16 protein-coding genes and 1 pseudogene are annotated in these 17039 nt (G+C 73.8%); 7 read left to right on the top strand and 10 right to left on the bottom strand.

What is annotated here, in order from left to right:
* Positions 1-105: 105 nt before the first annotated feature.
* The 3 genes from AB0F29_RS13775 to AB0F29_RS13765 form a co-directional block, all read right to left on the bottom strand.
* Complete coding sequence (locus tag AB0F29_RS13775) at positions 106-1377, bottom strand: HRDC domain-containing protein (protein WP_361871199.1); 1272 nt, start codon at positions 1375-1377, stop codon at positions 106-108.
* A 114-nt stretch (positions 1378-1491) separates the two neighbouring features.
* Positions 1492-2154 (bottom strand): response regulator transcription factor, encoded by a 663-nt coding sequence (locus AB0F29_RS13770; RefSeq protein ID WP_018956913.1) that lies wholly within the window; start codon positions 2152-2154, stop codon positions 1492-1494.
* Positions 2155-2365: 211 nt separating this feature from the next.
* Positions 2366-3025 carry a DUF3000 domain-containing protein gene (locus AB0F29_RS13765; RefSeq protein ID WP_361871198.1) on the bottom strand — a complete coding sequence of 220 codons (660 nt, stop codon included), beginning with the start codon at positions 3023-3025 and terminating at the stop codon, positions 2366-2368.
* Between the two features lie 92 nt (positions 3026-3117).
* On the opposite strand from AB0F29_RS13765, the gene hemE reads away from it, so the two are divergent.
* A complete protein-coding gene (hemE, locus tag AB0F29_RS13760) occupies positions 3118-4215 on the top strand; it encodes a uroporphyrinogen decarboxylase (protein WP_361871195.1) in 1098 nt (365 codons plus the stop codon).
* Positions 4216-4252: 37 nt separating this feature from the next.
* Here the strand turns inward: hemE and AB0F29_RS13755 are convergent, their stop codons facing one another.
* Positions 4253-5641, bottom strand: coding sequence for an FAD-dependent oxidoreductase (locus tag AB0F29_RS13755; protein ID WP_361871192.1), 1389 nt, complete (start codon positions 5639-5641; stop codon positions 4253-4255).
* 67 nt (positions 5642-5708) lie between these two features.
* Positions 5709-6689, bottom strand: coding sequence for a DUF4349 domain-containing protein (locus tag AB0F29_RS13750; RefSeq protein WP_361871190.1), 981 nt, complete (start codon positions 6687-6689; stop codon positions 5709-5711).
* 126 nt (positions 6690-6815) lie between these two features.
* Between AB0F29_RS13750 and hemG the strand changes: the two genes are divergently transcribed.
* Positions 6816-8327 carry a protoporphyrinogen oxidase gene (gene hemG, locus AB0F29_RS13745; protein ID WP_361871187.1) on the top strand — a complete coding sequence of 504 codons (1512 nt, stop codon included), beginning with the start codon at positions 6816-6818 and terminating at the stop codon, positions 8325-8327.
* A 4-nt stretch (positions 8328-8331) separates the two neighbouring features.
* The gene (hemQ, locus tag AB0F29_RS13740) at positions 8332-9060 is read left to right on the top strand and encodes a hydrogen peroxide-dependent heme synthase (RefSeq protein WP_026290345.1); all 729 of its coding nucleotides are present in this window, start codon (positions 8332-8334) and stop codon (positions 9058-9060) included.
* Positions 9061-9223: 163 nt separating this feature from the next.
* Here hemQ and AB0F29_RS13735 read toward each other — a convergent pair whose 3' ends face one another.
* From AB0F29_RS13735 to AB0F29_RS13720, 4 genes are all read right to left on the bottom strand, one after another.
* Complete coding sequence (locus AB0F29_RS13735) at positions 9224-10786, bottom strand: alpha/beta hydrolase (protein WP_361871185.1); 1563 nt, start codon at positions 10784-10786, stop codon at positions 9224-9226.
* 129 nt (positions 10787-10915) lie between these two features.
* A complete protein-coding gene (locus tag AB0F29_RS13730) occupies positions 10916-11983 on the bottom strand; it encodes a TIGR04222 domain-containing membrane protein (protein ID WP_361871183.1) in 1068 nt (355 codons plus the stop codon).
* Positions 11980-13329 (bottom strand): DUF692 domain-containing protein, encoded by a 1350-nt coding sequence (locus AB0F29_RS13725; protein ID WP_361871180.1) that lies wholly within the window; start codon positions 13327-13329, stop codon positions 11980-11982. Before AB0F29_RS13725 ends, AB0F29_RS13730 begins: the two co-directional genes overlap by 4 nt.
* Positions 13330-13548: 219 nt before the next feature.
* Positions 13549-14277, bottom strand: coding sequence for a peptidyl-tRNA hydrolase (locus AB0F29_RS13720; protein ID WP_361871178.1), 729 nt, complete (start codon positions 14275-14277; stop codon positions 13549-13551).
* A gap of 71 nt (positions 14278-14348) precedes the next feature.
* Between AB0F29_RS13720 and AB0F29_RS13715 the strand changes: the two genes are divergently transcribed.
* Genes AB0F29_RS13715 through AB0F29_RS13700 form a run of 4 tightly spaced genes read left to right on the top strand, consistent with a single transcriptional unit; the run spans position 14349 to position 16922 of the window.
* The gene (locus tag AB0F29_RS13715) at positions 14349-15023 is read left to right on the top strand and encodes an AIM24 family protein (protein ID WP_361871175.1); all 675 of its coding nucleotides are present in this window, start codon (positions 14349-14351) and stop codon (positions 15021-15023) included.
* Between the two features lie 2 nt (positions 15024-15025).
* The gene (locus tag AB0F29_RS13710) at positions 15026-16045 is read left to right on the top strand and encodes an ATP-binding cassette domain-containing protein (RefSeq protein ID WP_361871173.1); all 1020 of its coding nucleotides are present in this window, start codon (positions 15026-15028) and stop codon (positions 16043-16045) included.
* Positions 16042-16710: an ABC transporter gene (locus AB0F29_RS13705; protein ID WP_361871171.1), complete on the top strand. Its 669-nt coding sequence runs from the start codon at positions 16042-16044 to the stop codon at positions 16708-16710. The genes AB0F29_RS13710 and AB0F29_RS13705 overlap by 4 nt, the downstream gene beginning before the upstream one ends.
* A gap of 8 nt (positions 16711-16718) precedes the next feature.
* Positions 16719-16922, top strand: coding sequence for a hypothetical protein (locus AB0F29_RS13700; protein ID WP_361871169.1), 204 nt, complete (start codon positions 16719-16721; stop codon positions 16920-16922).
* Positions 16923-16952: 30 nt separating this feature from the next.
* Here AB0F29_RS13700 and AB0F29_RS13695 read toward each other — a convergent pair.
* A pseudogene (locus AB0F29_RS13695) lies at positions 16953-17039 on the bottom strand (NIL domain-containing protein); the annotation flags it as partial.

The following is a 17039-nucleotide window of genomic DNA, read 5'->3' as shown; positions in this document are numbered from 1 at the left end:
TTTCGACCATCGGTTCGGTCCGTGAACAGGGCCGGGAAAGCGGAACACCCCCGGTCGGTGACCGGGGGTGTTCGCTGCGTCACGGGAACGGGCGCAACGGGTGTATCAGGAGGCGTCCAGCGCCCGCACCAGCAGCGGGGCGACCTGCTGGATCTGCCAGTTCCGCGCCCCGTATCCGGCGAGGGTGTCCTCGACGGCGCCCGGCGTCGGGTTCTTCGGCGGCTCCCAGCAGACCCGGCGCACGGTGTCCGGGGTGATCAGGTTCTCCTGGGGCATGTGGAGACGCTCGGCCAGCTCGGAGACGGCGGTGCGGGCGGCCGAGAGCCGGGCGGCGGCGGCCGGGTCCTTGTCGGCCCAGGAGCGCGGGGGAGGCGGTCCGGCCGGCTGCTGACCGGGCTGCGGCAGCGCCGTCTCGGGCAGTGCCTTGGCCCGCTCCACGGCGGCCTGCCACTGCTCCAGCTGACGGCGTCCCATGCGGTGGCCGAATCCCGGCAGCGCGGTCAGGGCCTGCACGTCGACCGGCAGCGCGAGCGCGGCCTCGATGATCGCGGCGTCGCCGAGCACCTTGCCCGGGGAGACGTCGCGGCGCTGGGCGACCTGGTCACGGGCGGTCCACAGCTCCCGGACGACGGCCATCTGACGGCGGCGGCGCACCTTGTGCATGCCCGACGTGCGGCGCCAGGGGTCCTTGCGGGGCGGCGCCGGCGGGGCGGAGGCGATGGCGTCGAACTCCTCCCGGGCCCACTCCAGCTTGCCCTGCCGCTCCAGCTCCTCCTCCAGCTCGTCGCGCAGGTCGATCAGGAGCTCCACGTCGAGCGCGGCGTAGCGCAGCCAGGGCTCGGGCAGCGGGCGGGTGGACCAGTCGACCGCGGAGTGGCCCTTCTCCAGGGCGTATCCGAGGACGTTCTCCACCATCGCGCCGAGGCCGACGCGCGGGAAGCCCGCGAGCCGTCCGGCCAGCTCGGTGTCGAACAGCGAGGTGGGGGTCATGCCTATGTCCCGCAGGCACGGCAGGTCCTGGGTCGCCGCGTGCAGGATCCACTCCGTGCCGGACAGCGCGGAGCCGAGGCCGGAGAGGTCGGGGCAGCCGACCGGGTCGATCAGGGCGCTGCCCGCGCCCTCGCGGCGCAGCTGTACGAGGTAGGCGCGCTGGCCGTAGCGGTACCCCGAGGCGCGCTCGGCGTCGACGGCCACCGGGCCGGTGCCCGCGGCGAAGGCCGCGATCACCCCGGCGAGGGCGTCGTCGGACGTCACTACCGGGGGAACGCCCTCGCGCGGTTCGAGCAAGGGGATCGGCGCCGGGGCGACGTCGTCCGGGGGAGCGCCCCCGGTGGTTCGCAGTGAACTGTCTGCTGCGGTCTCTTGGGCGTCGGTCACGTGTCAAGGGTATCTGTGTATGCACGGAGCCCGTCGACGGAACGTTCCGTCGACGGGCGGCCATGCGCGTATTCCAGCCGGAGGCGCATCGGTGCACGTCCCGGCGGGGTGCGGTCAGTGGATGATGCCCGTCCGCAGGGCGACCGCGACCATGCCGGCACGGTCTCCGGTGCCGAGCTTGCGGGCGATGCGGGCGAGGTGGGACTTGACGGTCAGGGCGGAGAGGCCCATCGAGACGCCGATGGCCTTGTTGGACTGGCCTTCGGCGACCAGGCGGAGCACCTCCACCTCACGTCCGGACAGTTCGCGGTAGCCGCCCGGGTGGCTCGGGGAACCGGGAGGCCTGCGGTGCATACGGGCCGCGTTGGCGCCGATGGGTGCGACGCCGGGGCGGGAGGGGTGGCCGATGTTGGTTCGGGTGCCGGTGACGACGTAGCCCTTCACGCCGCCCGCGAGGGCGTTGCGAACGGCGCCGATGTCGTCGGCGGCGGAGAGGGCGAGACCGTTGGGCCAGCCTGCGGCGCGGGTCTCGGACAACAGGGTCAGCCCGGAACCGTCGGGCAGGTGGACGTCGGCAATGCAGATGTCGCGCGGGTTGCCGACGCGGGGGCGTGCCTCCGCGATGGACGACGCTTCGATGACGTCACGTACTCCGAGGGCCCACAGATGGCGGGTGACGGTGGAACGGACGCGCGGGTCGGCCACGACGACCATGGCCGTCGGCTTGTTCGGGCGGTAGGCGACCAGGCTTGCGGGCTGCTCAAGGAGAACGGACACCAGGCCTCCTGGGGGAGTGGCGGGACGGGCCGGCTCGGGGGGTGAAGCCGGGGGCGAACCGTGCTTGAAGGGTCATTGACCTCTTCGGCAGCGGACCCGTCCTCCTTTAGGGGAAGATCGCTATTTGATGCGTAACAATTCGGGCAAATAGGACGCGCGATCGATTGTACGAAAAGAGAGCCGGTGCTTGTGCGAAACGGGTGACGGAGTGTTACGAAACCTGCGGCCCGCGCCGTTGCGGCAACGTCACCACCGCCGCGTCCGCCGGATCCGACGGCGGCAGCCCCGCGATCTGGCACAGCAGATCACCCCAGGCCATCAGGTGCGACGCCGTGTCCGGCACTCCGCCGCGCGACTCCCTCGGCGTCCACGAGGCCCGGATCTCGATCTGCGTCGCCGGGCGGCGCGTGGACAGCGCACCGAAGTAGTGCGATCCGGCGCGCGTCACCGTCCCTCCGGCCTCTCCGTACGACAGGCCCCGCGCGTCCAGCGCACCCGTCAGCCAGGACCAGCACACCTCCGGGAGCAGCGGGTCCGCCGCCATCTCCGGCTCCAGCTCCGCCCGGACCAGCGTCACCAGCCGGAACGCGCCCTGCCAGGCGTCGTGCCCCGCCGGATCGTGCAGCAGGACCAGTCTGCCGTCCGCGAGATCGTCCTCGCCGTCCACCACCGCCGCCTCCATGGCGTACGCGTGCGGGGCGAGCCGCTGGGGCGGCCTGGTCACCTCCACCTCCAGCTCCGGTCGGAGCCGCGCGGAGCGCAGCGCGTCGACCGCCGTCAGGAACGCGGGCGGCACGGAAGGCCCCTCCGCGCGGTCCTTGCTGTCAACGCCGTCGGAATGATCGGAAAATTGTCCCTGAGCCGGAGCCATGCGGGGAAGAGTAGGCGGAAGCCGGGCCCCGCGCAGGGAGAGACACCCGTGCGGGGCCGGGCTCCTTCGGCGCGCGTGCGAAGATTCTGTGCGTGAGTGCCAACGACAGCCCTTCGGGCCAGCAGACGACGACCTCCGCCAGCCTCGACGCGGTCCGCCACGCCACCCACGACTCGGCGTTCCTGCGGGCCTGCCGCCGCGAACCCGTCCCGCACACGCCGGTCTGGTTCATGCGCCAGGCGGGGCGCTCGCTGCCCGAGTACCTGAAGGTCCGCGAGGGCATCGCGATGCTCGACTCCTGCATGATGCCGGAGCTGGTCGCCGAGATCACCCTCCAGCCCGTACGCCGCCACAAGGTCGACGCCGCGATCTACTTCAGCGACATCGTCGTGCCCCTGAAGGCCATCGGCATCGACCTCGACATCAAGCCCGGCGTCGGCCCCGTCATCGCCGAGCCGATCCGCACCCGCGCCGACCTGGCCCGGCTGCGCGACCTCACCCCCGAGGACGTCCCGTACGTCACCGAGGCCATCGGGATGCTCACCGCCGAACTGGGCGCCACCCCGCTCATCGGCTTCGCCGGGGCCCCCTTCACGCTGGCCAGCTACCTCGTCGAGGGCGGCCCCTCGCGCAACCACGAGCGCACCAAGGCCATGATGTACGGCGACCCGCGCCTCTGGGCCGACCTCGTCGACCGGCTCGCCGAGATCACCGGCGCCTTCCTCAAGGTGCAGATCGAGGCCGGCGCCTCCGCCGTCCAGCTCTTCGACTCCTGGGTCGGCGCGCTGGCCCCCGCCGACTACCGCCGCGCGGTGCTGCCCGCCTCCGCGAAGGTCTTCGACGCCGTCGCCCCCTACGGCGTCCCCCGCATCCACTTCGGCGTCGGCACCGGCGAGCTGCTGGGCCTGATGGGCGAGGCCGGCGCGGACGTCGTCGGCGTCGACTGGCGGGTCCCGCTCAACGAGGCCGCCCGCCGCGTCGGCCCCGGCAAGGCGCTCCAGGGCAACCTCGACCCGGCGGTGCTGTTCGCGCCGACCCCGGCCGTCGAGGAGAAGACCCGCGAGGTGCTGGACGCCGCCGCCGGCCTGGAGGGCCACATCTTCAACCTGGGCCACGGCGTCATGCCGAACATGGACCCGGACGCGCTCACCCGCCTCGTGGGTCACGTCCACGAGCAGACCGCGCGCTGAGCGAACGGTCCCGGGGCCCGCGCCCCGGGACCCGCCGTCAGCTCCCCGCGCCCCGCACCGCCGTCACCGTCTTGCGGGCGGCCACCAGCACCGGGTCCCAGACCGGCGAGAACGGCGGGGCGTAGCCGAGGTCGAGCGCCGTCATCTGCTCCACCGTCATCCCGGCCGTCAGCGCCACCGCCGCCACGTCGACCCGCTTCGCCGACCCCTCACGGCCGACGATCTGCACCCCGAGCAGCCGGCCCGTACGGCGCTCCGCGATCATCTTCACCGTCATCGGCCTCGCCCCCGGGTAGTAGCCGGCCCGCTGCGTCGACTCGATGGTCGCCGTGACGTAGCGCAGCCCGACCGCGCGGGCGTCCTTCTCCCGCAGCCCGGTCCGGGCGATCTCCAGGTCGCAGACCTTGCTCACCGCCGTACCGACCACGCCCGGGAACGTGCCGTAGCCGCCCCCGACGTTGGAACCGATCACCTGGCCGTGCTTGTTGGCGTGCGTGCCCAGCGCGATGTGCCGGGTCCGGCCCGCCACCAGGTCCAGGACCTCCACGCAGTCGCCGCCCGCCCAGATGTTCTCGTGGCCCACCACCCGCATCGCCAGATCCGTCAGCAGCCCGCCGTGCGGGCCCACCGGCAGCCCGGCTTCGCGCGCCAGCGCCGTCTCCGGCTCCACGCCGATGCCGAGGACCACCACGTCCGCCGGATAGCTCCCCGCGTCCGTCGCCACCTCGCGCACCCGCCCGTCCGGACCGGTGACGATCCCGGTCACGGCGGCCCCGTTGACCGTGGTGATGCCCAGCCCGTCCATCGCGTCGTGGACGAGCCGCCCCATGTCCGGGTCGAGTGTCGCCATCGGCTGCTCGCCCCGGTTGAGGACGGTCACCTCGAAGCCCCGCTTGAGCATCGCCTCGGCCATCTCGACGCCGATGTACCCCGCGCCCACGACGACCGCCCGGCGGCTCTCCCGCGCGCCCAGGGCGTCCAGCGAGTCCAGAAGTGCCTGCCCGTCGTCCAGGGTCTGCACCCCGTGCACCCCGGGCGCGTCCATACCGGGCAGCGCCGGGCGCACCGGACGGGCCCCGGTGGCGATCACCAGCTTGTCGTAGCCCGTCCAGTACGTCTTCCCGCTCTCCCGGTCCAGTGCCTTCACCCGCCGCCCGGGCACGTCGAGTTCCGTCACCTCGGTCCGCATCCGCAGATCGATGTCCCGCTCCCGGTGCTCCTCGGGGGTGCGGGCGATCAGGTCGTCGCGCGCCGCGACGTCACCGCTCACCCAGTACGGGATGCCGCACGCGGAGTACGACGTGAAGTGGCCGCGCTCGAAGGCGACGATCTCCAGCGCGTCCGCCGCCTTCAGCCTGCGGGCCTGTGACGCGGCGGACATGCCCGCCGCGTCACCGCCGATGACCACCAGTCGTTCCGCTGCCATGCCGGGTCCCCTTTCGCCGAATCGCCGATCGGGCGATTCACCACGTCGGAGCCCCACGCTACGGCGGTCAGGGAGCCGGAGCGCCCTCCGGCTCCTGCCGGGGCGCCGCCGGGGCCCTGCGGGCCGCCCGCCGGGCCCGCAGCACTCGCCACCCCACCAGCGCCAGAGCGGCGGTGAGCAGGAACGGGAACGCGGCCCCGAACGCCACCGCGATCCACCGCAGCACCGTCACGAACGCGTCCCAGCCGCCGCCCAGCGCGTCCAGGAACCCGGTGTCCTCCTCCCGCCCGTCGTCGTCCGGGGCGTCCGGCGGCGTCAGGTCCAGGGTGATCGTCGCCAGCGAGGTGCGGTCCTTCAGGCTCGACTGCTGGGCGAGCAGCGACTCCAGGTCGGACTGACGGCTGCTCAGCTCGCCCTCCAGGGCGACCACGTCGCTGATCTTCTCCGCCCGGTCCATCAGCTCCCGCACCCGCGCCACGCTCGCGCGCTGCGTGGCGATCCGGCTGTCCACGTCGACCACCTGGTCGGTGACGTCCTTCGCGTCCGAGGTGCGCGACAGGAGCTTCCCGGAACCGGCCAGCTCCCGCAGGACCTCCTGGTACCGGTCCTGCGGAACCCGCAGCACCAGGTGCGAGGTCTCGTACGTGTCGTCGAGCCGCTCGGTCTCCTCCGTCGCGACGAGGCCCCCCGCGCTCTCGGCCGCACCGCGCGCGGCGGCGACCGCCTTCGCCACGTTCTTCACCTCGACGGAGAGCGTGGCCGTACGGATGACATGGGTGGCCGCCGCCCCCGGCTTCGGCGCCGCCTTCGCCCCGGCCGGTTTCCCGTCCGCCCGCTCCTCGGCCGACGACGCGGCCCCGTCCGCGTCCGCGCCGGCTCCCTCCTGCTCCCCGGGCGGCGCGTACTTGCTGTCCGCCGCCTTCGCGCCGCCCGAGGCGTCGCCCGACGCCCCGCAGCCGCCGACGGCGAGCAGGAGGCCGAGCACCCCGGCGGCGAGGGCGGCCCGTCCACGGGCGAAGGATCGATCGGTTCTGCTGCCCAATTCCATAACTGGTCCCCCCAGGACGGTGGTTGATGGTTCCGGTTCGACGCGGCCGCCCCGGGGCCGGTTGCCGGTGGGCGGTTTCGAAGTGGTCACGGTCAGGACGCGGTACGGGTTTGAGAGAGTGGACCCATGCAGCGTTCTCAACAGCGTGCGGAAACGCCCCCGGGCCACGTCGTCGTCGTCGGCGGCGGCATCGCCGGCCTGGCGGCCGCCCACCACCTGGTCTCCACCGGACTGCGGGTCACCCTCCTGGAGGCGACGGACCGGCTCGGCGGGAAGCTCATGACCGGCGAGGTCGCGGGCGTCCAGGTCGACCTGGGGGCCGAGTCGATGCTCGCCCGGCGCCCCGAGGCGGTCGCCCTGGCCCGCGAGGTGGGCCTCGCCGACCGCCTCCAGCCGCCCGCCACCGCCACCGCCTCGCTGTGGACGCGCGACGCGCTGCGCCCCATGCCCCAGGGGCACGTCATGGGCGTCCCCGGCGACCCGGCGGTGCTCGGCGATGTGCTGTCCCCCGAGGGCCTGGCCCGGATCGCCGAGGAGCGCGACCTGACCCCGACCCCCGTCGGCGACGACGTCGCGGTCGGCGCGTACGTCGCCGACCGGCTCGGCCGCGAGGTCGTGGACCGGCTGGTGGAGCCCCTCCTCGGCGGGGTCTACGCCGGCGACGCCTACCGGATCTCGATGCGCGCCGCCGTCCCCCAGCTCTTCGAGGCGGTGAAGGAGGGCGGGCCGCTGCTGGACGGCGTACGCCGCATCCAGGAGCGGGCCGCCGCCCGGCAGCAGAGCGGACCCGTCTTCCAGGGCATCGAGGGCGGCATCGGCACCCTCCCCGCCGCCGTCGCAGACGCCGTACGGGCCGCCGGCGGCGAGATCCTCACGGAGACCCCCGTCCTCGGCCTGACCCGTACGGAGTCGGGCTGGGCCGTCCGCACCGACACCCGGACGCTCGCCGCCGACGGCATCGTCCTGGCCACCCCCGCCTGGTCCGCCGGCACACTGCTGGCCGCCGAGTCCCCGGCCGCGTCCGCCGAGCTGTCCGGCGTCGAGTACGCCTCGATGGCCCTGGTCACCCTGGCCTTCCGGCGGGCCGACATCGAGCGGTACGAGGCCCTGCGCGGCCGCTCCGGATTCCTCGTACCGCCGGTCGACGGCCACACGATCAAGGCGTCCACCTTCTCCAGCAACAAGTGGCAGTGGGTCGCGGACAGCGCCCCGGACCTGTTCGTGCTCCGTACCTCCGTCGGCCGGTACGGCGAGGAGGACCATCTGCACCGCGAGGACGAGGAGCTCGTCGCCGTCTCCCTGCGCGACCTCGCCGCCGCCACCGGCCTCACCGCCCGCCCCGTGGACACCGAGGTCACCCGCTGGATCGGCGGCCTGCCGCAGTACCCGGTGGGCCACCTCGCAAGGGTCGCCCGGATCCGCGACGAGGTCGCCAAGCTCCCCGCGCTGCGGGTCTGCGGCGCGGTCTACGACGGGGTCGGCATCCCCGCCTGCATCGCGAGCGCGCGCCGCGCGGCCGACGAGATCGCGGGGGAGATCACGGGGAAGCTCACGGCAGGGACGACGGGCGGGACGACGGGAGAGATCATCGCCACGTCGACCCTGGTTCGGGGCACGGGGAGCGAGGCGGGACAATAGCCGTATGAGTGCCCCTGAGACTGTGACATCAAGCAAGAGTCCGAACGCCGGCAAGAAGGCCAAGGACCTCAACGAGGTCATCCGCTACACCCTGTGGTCGGTCTTCAAACTGCGCGATGTGCTCCCGCTGGACCGCGCGGGATACGCCGACGAGGTCCAGGAGCTGTTCGACCAGCTCGCGGCCAAGGACATCACCGTCCGCGGCACCTACGACGTGTCCGGGCTGCGGGCCGACGCCGACCTCATGATCTGGTGGCACGCCGAGACCTCGGACGAGCTCCAGGAGGCGTACAACCTCTTCAGGCGCACCAAGCTCGGCCGTGCCCTCGACCCGGTCTGGTCGAACATGGCGCTGCACCGCCCGGCCGAGTTCAACAAGTCCCACGTCCCGGCGTTCCTCGCCGACGAGACGCCGCGCGACTACATCAGCGTCTACCCCTTCGTCCGGTCCTACGACTGGTACCTGCTGCCTGACGAGGACCGCCGCCGCATGCTCGCGGACCACGGCAAGATGGCCCGGGGCTACCCGGACGTCCGCGCCAACACCGTCGCCTCGTTCTCGCTGGGCGACTACGAGTGGGTCCTCGCCTTCGAGGCGGACGAGCTGTACCGCATCGTCGACCTGATGCGTCACCTGCGTGCCTCCGAGGCACGTCTCCACGTGCGCGAGGAGGTCCCGTTCTACACGGGCCGCAGGAAGAGCGTCGCAGACCTGGTGGCCGGGCTCGCATAACCAGCGAGTCCCGCACCACCCCAACCCGGAAGATCAGAAGGGCGGGCACCGGGCACCGATCGTGCCGTCCGCTCCTCCAGCGACACCGGGTTCGGCTTCGGGGGCCGTCGCACCGTCATGGTGCGGCGGCCCCCGCTCCGTACCGCCCCGCCGACAGCCGGCCTCAGTCCAGCGACACCGGGTTCGGCTCCGGGTGCGCGGCGCAGTCCGCACCCCGCCCCGGCACCTCACCGGTCAGCAGATACCGGCGCAGGTGGTCGTCGACGCAGGTGTTCCCGGCCCCGCCGATGCCGTGCGTCCCGGCGTCCCGCTCGGTCACCAGCGACGACCCGGGCAGCCGCTTCCGCAGCTCCAGCGCCCCCTTGTACGGGGTCGCCGCGTCCCGCTCCGCCGCCAGGATCAGCACCGGCGGCAGCTCGCCCCACCGGGTCCCGACCTCCAGCGGCCGCTGCCGGGGCGCGGGCCAGAAGGCGCACGGCAGGTTGGCGAAGGCGTTGTCCCAGGTCTCGAACGGCGCGACGCGCGCCAGCTCCGTGTGGTCGCGGTCCCACACCTCGAACGCCTCGGGCCAGGGCGCGTCGTTGCACTCGACGGCCGTGTACACCGCCTGGGCGTTCTCGTTGTCCTTGGCCGCCACCGCACGCGGGGAGGCCTGCGCGACCAGCGGCTCCGGGTTGCCCCGGACGTACTCGGAGAGCGCCGTCGCCCGCATCGCCCAGTAGTCGTCGTAGTAGCCGGCCCCCAGGAACGCCGAGTGCAGCTGCCCCGGCCCGACCTTCCCGCCCGCGGGCTTCTCCGCCAGCTCGGCGCGCACCTCGTCGTAGTGGGTCTGCACTGCCTCCGGGGTGGTCCCCAGGTGGTACACGTCGTCGTGCTTGGCCACCCAGCGGCGGAAGTCCTCCCAGCGCGCCTCGAAGGCCAGCGACTGGCCCATGTTGGAGCGGTACCAGATCTGCTCCGGGTCGGGGTCGACCACCGAGTCGAAGACCATGCGCCGTACGTGGGAGGGGAACAGCGTCGCGTACAGCGCGCCGAAGTACGTCCCGTAGGACGCCCCCATGAACGTCAGCCGCTCCTCACCGAGCGCGGCCCGCAGGACGTCCAGGTCACGGGCGTTGTTGAGCGACGTGTAGTGCCGCAGTGTCTCGCCCGCGTGGCTCGCGCAGCCCTGCGCGTACGCCTTCGCACGGGCGACGCGCCGCTCCTTGTACTCCCGGGTCGGGTGCGTCGGCGCGTCGGTCGGGCCCTTCGTGTACGCCGCCGGGTCCTGGCAGGTCAGCGGGGCGGAGGAACCGTTCACCCCGCGCGGGGCGTAGCCGACCAGGTCGTACGCCTCGGCGATCTCCTTCCACTCCGGCAGCTCCCCGGCCATCGGGAAGGTGATGCTGGAGGCGCCGGGACCGCCCGGGTTGTAGACGAACGCGCCCTGCCTGCTCTCGGCCGGGCCGGTGGCCCCGGTGCGGCTGACGGTCAGTTCGAGCTGTTCCCCGTCCGGTTCGGCGTAGTCGAGGGGCACTTTCACCGTGCCGCACTTCAGGGAGTCCGGGAGCATCTCCTTCTCCGGGCAGGAGACGAAATCGATCCCGGCGGCCGTGGCGCGGGCGGCGGCGATCGCGGTGCCCCGGGCCTCGGCGGAGCCCCGGTTCTCCCAGGCCCCGGCGGGAGCGGCGGCCAGGGCGGACAGGACCAGGGAGCCGATCGATGTGTACAGCGCAGCAGTTCTCACGCGCGGTGCCTCTCTGCGGATGCGGAGAGGGATGGTCGGGCGGGCGGGACGGTGAAGTCCAGCACCGCCCGAGCATGTCCGGAACCATGACTCCGATGGGCGGTCAGCTGCCGGGGCGGCGGGCCCGGTTCAGGAACCGCCGCCCCCGCCGCAGCTCGACCCGCCCGAGCTTCCGCCGCAACTCGAACCTCCCGAGCTGGAGCCCCCGCAGCTCGATCCGCCGCTGCCTCCGCCCGCGGACCCCGAAGAGCAGCTGGAGCCGCCTCCACAGCTCGATCCGGAGCCACCCCCGCTGGAGCCCCCGCAGCTGGATCCGCCGGGACTGGAGGCGGCGCACCAGACGGTCGCCACCGCGAGGTCCGACGCCCCCGCCGTACTCCCCGCGTACCCGGGCCACCCGCTCCCCGCCAGGCCGGAACGCGACCGCCTCGCCGACGCGGTCAGGCGGCTCGCCGCGACCAGTTGCTCCCAGAGCGCCCGGTCCGGGAGCGCGCGCAGCCCCCGGGTGGCGACCAGGTGGGCCGGGGTCTCCGGGTGGACCCGGGCGGCCCGGCACGCCTGGGCGGCCCGGCGGCCCGCTCCGGTGATCCGGTTGGCCGCGGCCGAGGCGATGACGAGTCCGCTGATCCCGCCGAGCAGGATCGCGGGCAGCACCTTCAGGACAAACGGGACCGGCATGCTCAGGCTCGCGTCCATCGTCACGTACTGGAGGACGGTGAGGACGATCGACAGCGGGAGTGCGACGAAGCAGCTCACTCCCTGGATCAGCCCCCACCGTCGTACGGGGCGGCCCTCGCCGGGCGGAACCAGCAGGCCCCGCCGCGCCAGCCCGTCACCGATCTCCTGCACGGCCGGGTGGCGCATCAGCGCGTCCCGCACCAGGTGCAGGGCGCCGCTCGGAGCGGTGGACAGCTCCTGGAACACGGCGCGTTCCACCGGGTCGTTCGCCCGCGCATAGCGTACCGAGATGATGCCGGGACCGCCGATGAGCACCCGGCCGTCCGTGTGCAGGGCGGTGAGCGCGGTGTCCGCGACCCCGGCCGGACCGCCGGTCAGGAAGGCCGCCTCGTAGACGTCGTGGACGACGGGGAAGCGGCCGGCCGACGGGATGCGGGACCGGGAGACGGCCGATTTCGTGATGAGGAGCGTGGTGGACACGACGACCGCGAGGGTCACCAGCAGCGCGAGCACGTTCACGGCGTTCCCTTCCTCACGAGGGCGGCACGGGCCGCCCGGACCAGACGGGTGGTACGGCGCGGGGGCCGGGCGCCCGACCGGTCCTGCCACCAGTACGTCAGCCGGCGCCGCGCCACCGGATCGGCGGGGCCGCCCGTGATGAGCACGTGCTCGGCGAAGTCCAGGGCGTCGCGCCGGTAACCGCCGGACATCGGGCGGCCCCCGGCGTACGCGAGGAACGCGGCGCGATAGCCGTCGCCGAGGATCTCCGGCAGCTCCGGCGCGACCTTCGCGACGACGTCCGCGCGCTTGGCGGCCAGCGCCCGGCTCTGCACCCGCAGCCGCCGGTGATCGAAGCCCTCGGGGGCCGGGGTGCCCGCCACCAGTGAGGAGAGCAGCGCGGTCTGCGCGACGGCGGTACGGTCACGGGTCCCGGCCGGCACGGGGGCGGCCGGCGTCCGGCCCCCGTCGCCACCCCCACCGTCTCCGTTCCCGCCCCCGTAACGTGCCGCGTCCCGGGTCGCGGGACGCGGCTCCACCGGGGGAGTGGCGTCCCGCAGCGTCGCCCGGATCGAGTCCAGCTCGCCCGCCAGCTCCGCGGCCGGCGGGAAGGCGTCGTCGCGCTCCAGCAGCACGCCCGGCGGGTCGACCCGGGAGCGCAGCTCGGCCAGCACCTGAAGGACCGGAGCGGTCACCGGGTGGGCGTGCGTGTCGTGCCAGACGCCGTTCCTCTCGACCCCGCCCGCCACATGGACGTACGCGATGGCCTCCACCGGCAGCTCGTCCAGTGCCTTCGCCGGATCCTGGCCGAGGTTGACGTGATTGGTGTGCAGGTTGGCCACGTCGATCAGCAGCCGTACCCCGGTCCGCTCGACCAGCTCCGCCAGGAACTGCCCCTCGGTCAGCTCCTCGTCCGGCCAGGTGATCAGCGCCGCGATGTTCTCCAGGGCGAGCGGCACCGGCAGCGAGTCCTGCGCGATCCGCACGTTCTCGCACAGCACGTCCAGCGCGTCCCAGGTGCGCGGCACCGGCAGCAGATGCCCGGCCTCCAGCCTCGGCGACGCGGTCAGCGGTCCCCCGGCCCGTACGAAGGCGATGTGCTCGGTCACCAGCGGCGTCCCCAGCAGCTCGGCGCGCGCCGCGAGGGAGGCGAGGCGCGCCGGGTCCGGTCGGTCGGCGCCGCCGAGCCCGAGCGCCACCCCGTGCGGTACGACCCGCACGCCCCGTTCCCGGAGCCGTAGGAGGGAGTCCGGGAGATGGTCGGCGCAGAGGTTCTCCGCGACGGCCTCGACCCAGTCGATCCCTGCCAGCGCCTCCACCTCGTCCGCGATCTCCGGCCGCCAGCCGATGCCGATGCCCAGTTCCATGGCGTTTCCCCCGTCCCCCTGCCGCACACCTCGTTCTGTTCAGGGGTCATGGCCCCGTCAGGCGGCGATGAACCCGACCGGGGAGACGTTCAGAGCTGGATTTGAGGTTCCCGGACCGCAGCCCCCGTCAGGGCGTCGGACTCATCGTGGGCGGCACCGGGCACCCGACCGGGAACGCGACCGCGCCGAGCGGGGAGGCGGGGAAGGAACGAGGAATGTTCAGCGGCGCAGCGCCGGGTGGTCGGCGATCACCGTGCAGGACCCCGGGGCGATCTCGGTGAACCCCGCGTCGCGCACCACCGGCAGCCCGCTCACCGTCAGCTCCCGCCAGCGCTCCGCACCGGCAGTGGCGACGGAGAGCGGGAAGCCGGCCTCGCGCCATGCCTTGCGCTCGGTGTCGGACAGTTCCCACCAGGCGAGCTGGGCCGCGTGCCCCGCCTGCGCCATCGTCTTGCCGGCCGACATGTCCAGCTCCGGGTTGAGCCACAGCACCGGGCCGGAGAGATCGGGCGCCGCGGGCGGCTCGGGATCCTCCAGATCGGTGCCCGACACCTGGAGCTTGGCCAGCTCCTTGGGCCAGCCGTCCAGCGGGATCGGCGGGAACACCCGTACCTCCGCGCCGTCCTCACCCGTCACCGTGATGCCGTCCAGCGCCGCGGCCTTGCGCCACTCCGCGCCGCGCGCCCGCCGTACGACCTTGCGGATCCGGGCGTCCTGCCAGTCCCGCATCGCCCCGGACCACTCGCCGTCGCCCAGGGACCGCTCGTCGGAGAGGATCGTCAGCACCGCACGGGCGGCGCTGCGCAGCGCGTCGGTGCGGGCGGGCGGGTCCGTCTTCTCCAGGTGGAGCACGAGCGGCAGCACGAACTGCCGCGCCTGGTCGCGGTCGGCCGGACCGTCGTGGAACGGGCTCTCAGGGGCGGGGGCGGGGGTGTCATCGCTGGTCACCGTCCCAGTCTGCCAGGCCGGCCCCGTCACCTGCTTGGCGGAACGACCAGGTCCGGGTGAGGATGCTCCGCATGAAGAGCGATCTCTTTTCCAGCGAGCACATGGCCCAGCCGGCCACCGCCCCCGGCATGACCCTGCAGAACACCAAATCGATCAAGTACGCCGTCAACGGGGAGATGCACGCCCGGCAGGGCTCGATGATCGCCTTCCGCGGCAACCTCCAGTTCGAGCGCAAGGGCCAGGGCATCGGCGGCATGCTCAAGCGCGCGGTGACGGGCGAGGGCCTGGCGCTCATGGCCGTCCGGGGTCAGGGCGAGGCGTGGTTCGCGCACGAGGCGGCGAACTGCTTCATCGTCGAGCTGGACCAGGGCGACTCCATCACCATCAACGGCCGCAACGTCCTCTGTTTCGACCCCACGCTCTCCTACGAGATCAGCACCGTGAAGGGCGCCGGAATGGTCGGCGGCGGCCTCTTCAACAGCGTGTTCACGGGCTACGGCAAGCTCGGCCTGATGTGTGAGGGCACCCCGATCGTGATTCCTGTGACCGGCGCCCAGCCGGTGTACGTGGACACGGACGCGGTCGTCGGCTGGAGCCAGCAGCTCACGACCAGCCTCAACCGCTCGCAGAGCGTCGGCTCGATGGTGCGCGGCGGATCCGGCGAGGCCGTCCAGCTGATGCTCCAGGGCGAGGGCTTCGTCATCGTGCGGCCGAGCGAGGCCAGGCCGGAGAAGACCTCCAACTGACCGTGGAACTGAAGGGCGTGGGCCACCGGTACGGCCTCCGCGGCGCCTGGGTGCTGCGCGGGGTCGACCTCGCGCTGCCCGAGCGGACGCTGGTCCGGGTCGAAGGGGGCAACGGCGTGGGGAAGTCGACCCTGCTGCGGCTGCTCGCCGGGGTCGACGCTCCCGCCGAGGGGCGGATCACCGGCCGCCGGACCCGCACGGCGTACGTCCCCGAGCGCTTCCCGGCGGCGCTGCCCCTGACCGCCACCGGCTACCTCGTCCACCTCGGCCGGATCCACGGGCTGCGGAGCGCCGAGTCGAAGCGGCGGGCGGGGGAGTGGCTGACCCGGTTCGGGGCGGCGGAACACGCCCGTACCCCGCTCGCCGAACTCTCCAAGGGCACCAGCCAGAAGGTCGCCGTCGCCCAGGCGCTGCTCGCCGAACCGGATCTGCTGGTCCTGGACGAGGCCTGGACCGGCCTCGACACCGCCGCCCGCGGCGAGCTGGACCGTGCCGTGGCGGAACGCGTCGCGGCGGGCGCCACCGTCGTCTTCGTCGACCACGACCCGCGACGCCTCGCCGGGGCGGCGGACCTCACCCTGCGGACCGGGGGCGGCGGGGTCCACCGGGCGACGGCCCCGACGCCGACGGGCCCCGCCCCCGGCCCCCGCGTCCTGATCGAGGCCGAGGGCCCGCCCGGCGCACCGCTGCCCGCGGCGCTGCCGGGAGACCCGGTCCGGGAGCGGCCGGCCGGCGCGACCCCCGGCCGCGTACGCCTCACCGTCCCCACGCCGTACTCCGACGCGCTCCTGGCGGCCCTGCTCACGGCCCGTCCGCCCTGGCACATCCGGCGGGTCGCCCCGGCGGAGGCGCCCACCCCGGTGGAGGCGCCCGGGCCGGACGCGGCAATCGGGCCGGCCGAAGCTGAGGCCTCCGCGCAGGCCTACCCCCAGGCGTCCGCCGAGGCCTCCGCCCAGGCGTCCGGGCAGGCGTCCGTACAGACCAGGCCCTCCGAGGCCCCCGAGGTGCCCGAAGCGCCATGACCGCCCTCCTCCGCTACCAGGCCGCCCTGCTCGCCCGCTCCCAGCGCTGGCTGGCGCCGCTCCTGCTGTACGCGGCCGTCCTCGCCGTCGGCGTGCGGAGCGGGCAGCCCGTGCTGGGCTCGCTCGGCGTCGCGGCCGCCGCCGTGCTGCCCGTCACCGCGTGGGCCGTACACCTCTGCGTGACCCAGGAGCCGCCCGCCGCCCGGACGGTGGCCTCGGCCGCCGCAGGACCCCGGCGGGTCCACCTCGCCGCGCTGCTCACCGCCGCGGGCTGTGCGGCGGCGCTCGCCGTGGTGACCACCGCCGTCGTCCTGCTCATCAGCGACCCGGTCACCGACGACGGGACACGCGCCGTCTCCCGGCCGGCCGCCGCGCTCGCCGGACTGCTCGCCGTCCTGTGCTGCGTGCTGCTGGGCGCGGCCGTGGGGGCGCTGAGCACCCGTCCGGTGCCGCTCCGCCGGGGCTGGTCCGTCGCGGCGGCCGTGCTCGGGTCGCTCCTCGCCCTCGTGACCGCCGGATCCCCGGCGCGCCACGCGGTCACCGCCCTGGTCACGGGGTCCCGGACCGGGACGGTCCAGCCGCCCGTCCTGCCCCTGCTCGGGGCGGTGGTCCTCGCCGCGGCGGTGACGTTCCTCGTCTGCCGGACCGCCGCCCGGCGCGGGTGAGTAGGCTCGTGGGCGTGGACACCGATGACACGTACTGCGAGACCCCGGGGCCGATCGCACCGGCCCCGCCGGGCGGTGGAGCCGACGGCCCTCCGTACGCCGAGTGCGTGCTGTGCCGCGAGCCGACCGAATACCCGGAGTCGACGAAGGGCGCCACGCTGTGCCCGGTCTGCGCCTGGCAGGAGGCGGGCCGCACGGCCTGCTCCGGCTGAGCCGTTCCGGACGCACCGAGCGGCGAGCCCGACGGTGTCCATCGCGGCGCCGAGGATCGAGATGTCGATGTTGTACGTACGGGAGAGCTGGGAGATGACCGGCTGGGAAGCCGATTC

The organism is Streptomyces sp. NPDC026589 (genome assembly GCF_040638385.1).
In the GTDB taxonomy this organism is placed as follows: domain Bacteria; phylum Actinomycetota; class Actinomycetes; order Streptomycetales; family Streptomycetaceae; genus Streptomyces.
Note: the sequence above shows the minus strand (reverse complement) of the source record. Positions and strands in the feature narration are given on the sequence as shown.

Excerpts from the sequence above, each read along its gene's own strand:
- AB0F29_RS13755 (WP_361871192.1), bottom strand. The coding sequence starts at position 5,641 with ATGGCAGCGGAACGACTGGTGGTCATCGGCGGTGACGCGGCGGGCATG.
- AB0F29_RS13705 (WP_361871171.1), top strand. The coding sequence starts at position 16,042 with ATGACCGCCCTCCTCCGCTACCAGGCCGCCCTGCTCGCCCGCTCCCAG.
- AB0F29_RS13715 (WP_361871175.1), top strand. The coding sequence starts at position 14,349 with ATGAAGAGCGATCTCTTTTCCAGCGAGCACATGGCCCAGCCGGCCACC.
- hemG (WP_361871187.1), top strand. The coding sequence starts at position 6,816 with ATGCAGCGTTCTCAACAGCGTGCGGAAACGCCCCCGGGCCACGTCGTC.
- hemQ (WP_026290345.1), top strand. The coding sequence starts at position 8,332 with ATGAGTGCCCCTGAGACTGTGACATCAAGCAAGAGTCCGAACGCCGGC.
- AB0F29_RS13765 (WP_361871198.1), bottom strand. The coding sequence starts at position 3,025 with ATGGCTCCGGCTCAGGGACAATTTTCCGATCATTCCGACGGCGTTGAC.
- AB0F29_RS13725 (WP_361871180.1), bottom strand. The coding sequence starts at position 13,329 with ATGGAACTGGGCATCGGCATCGGCTGGCGGCCGGAGATCGCGGACGAG.
- AB0F29_RS13750 (WP_361871190.1), bottom strand. The coding sequence starts at position 6,689 with ATGGAATTGGGCAGCAGAACCGATCGATCCTTCGCCCGTGGACGGGCC.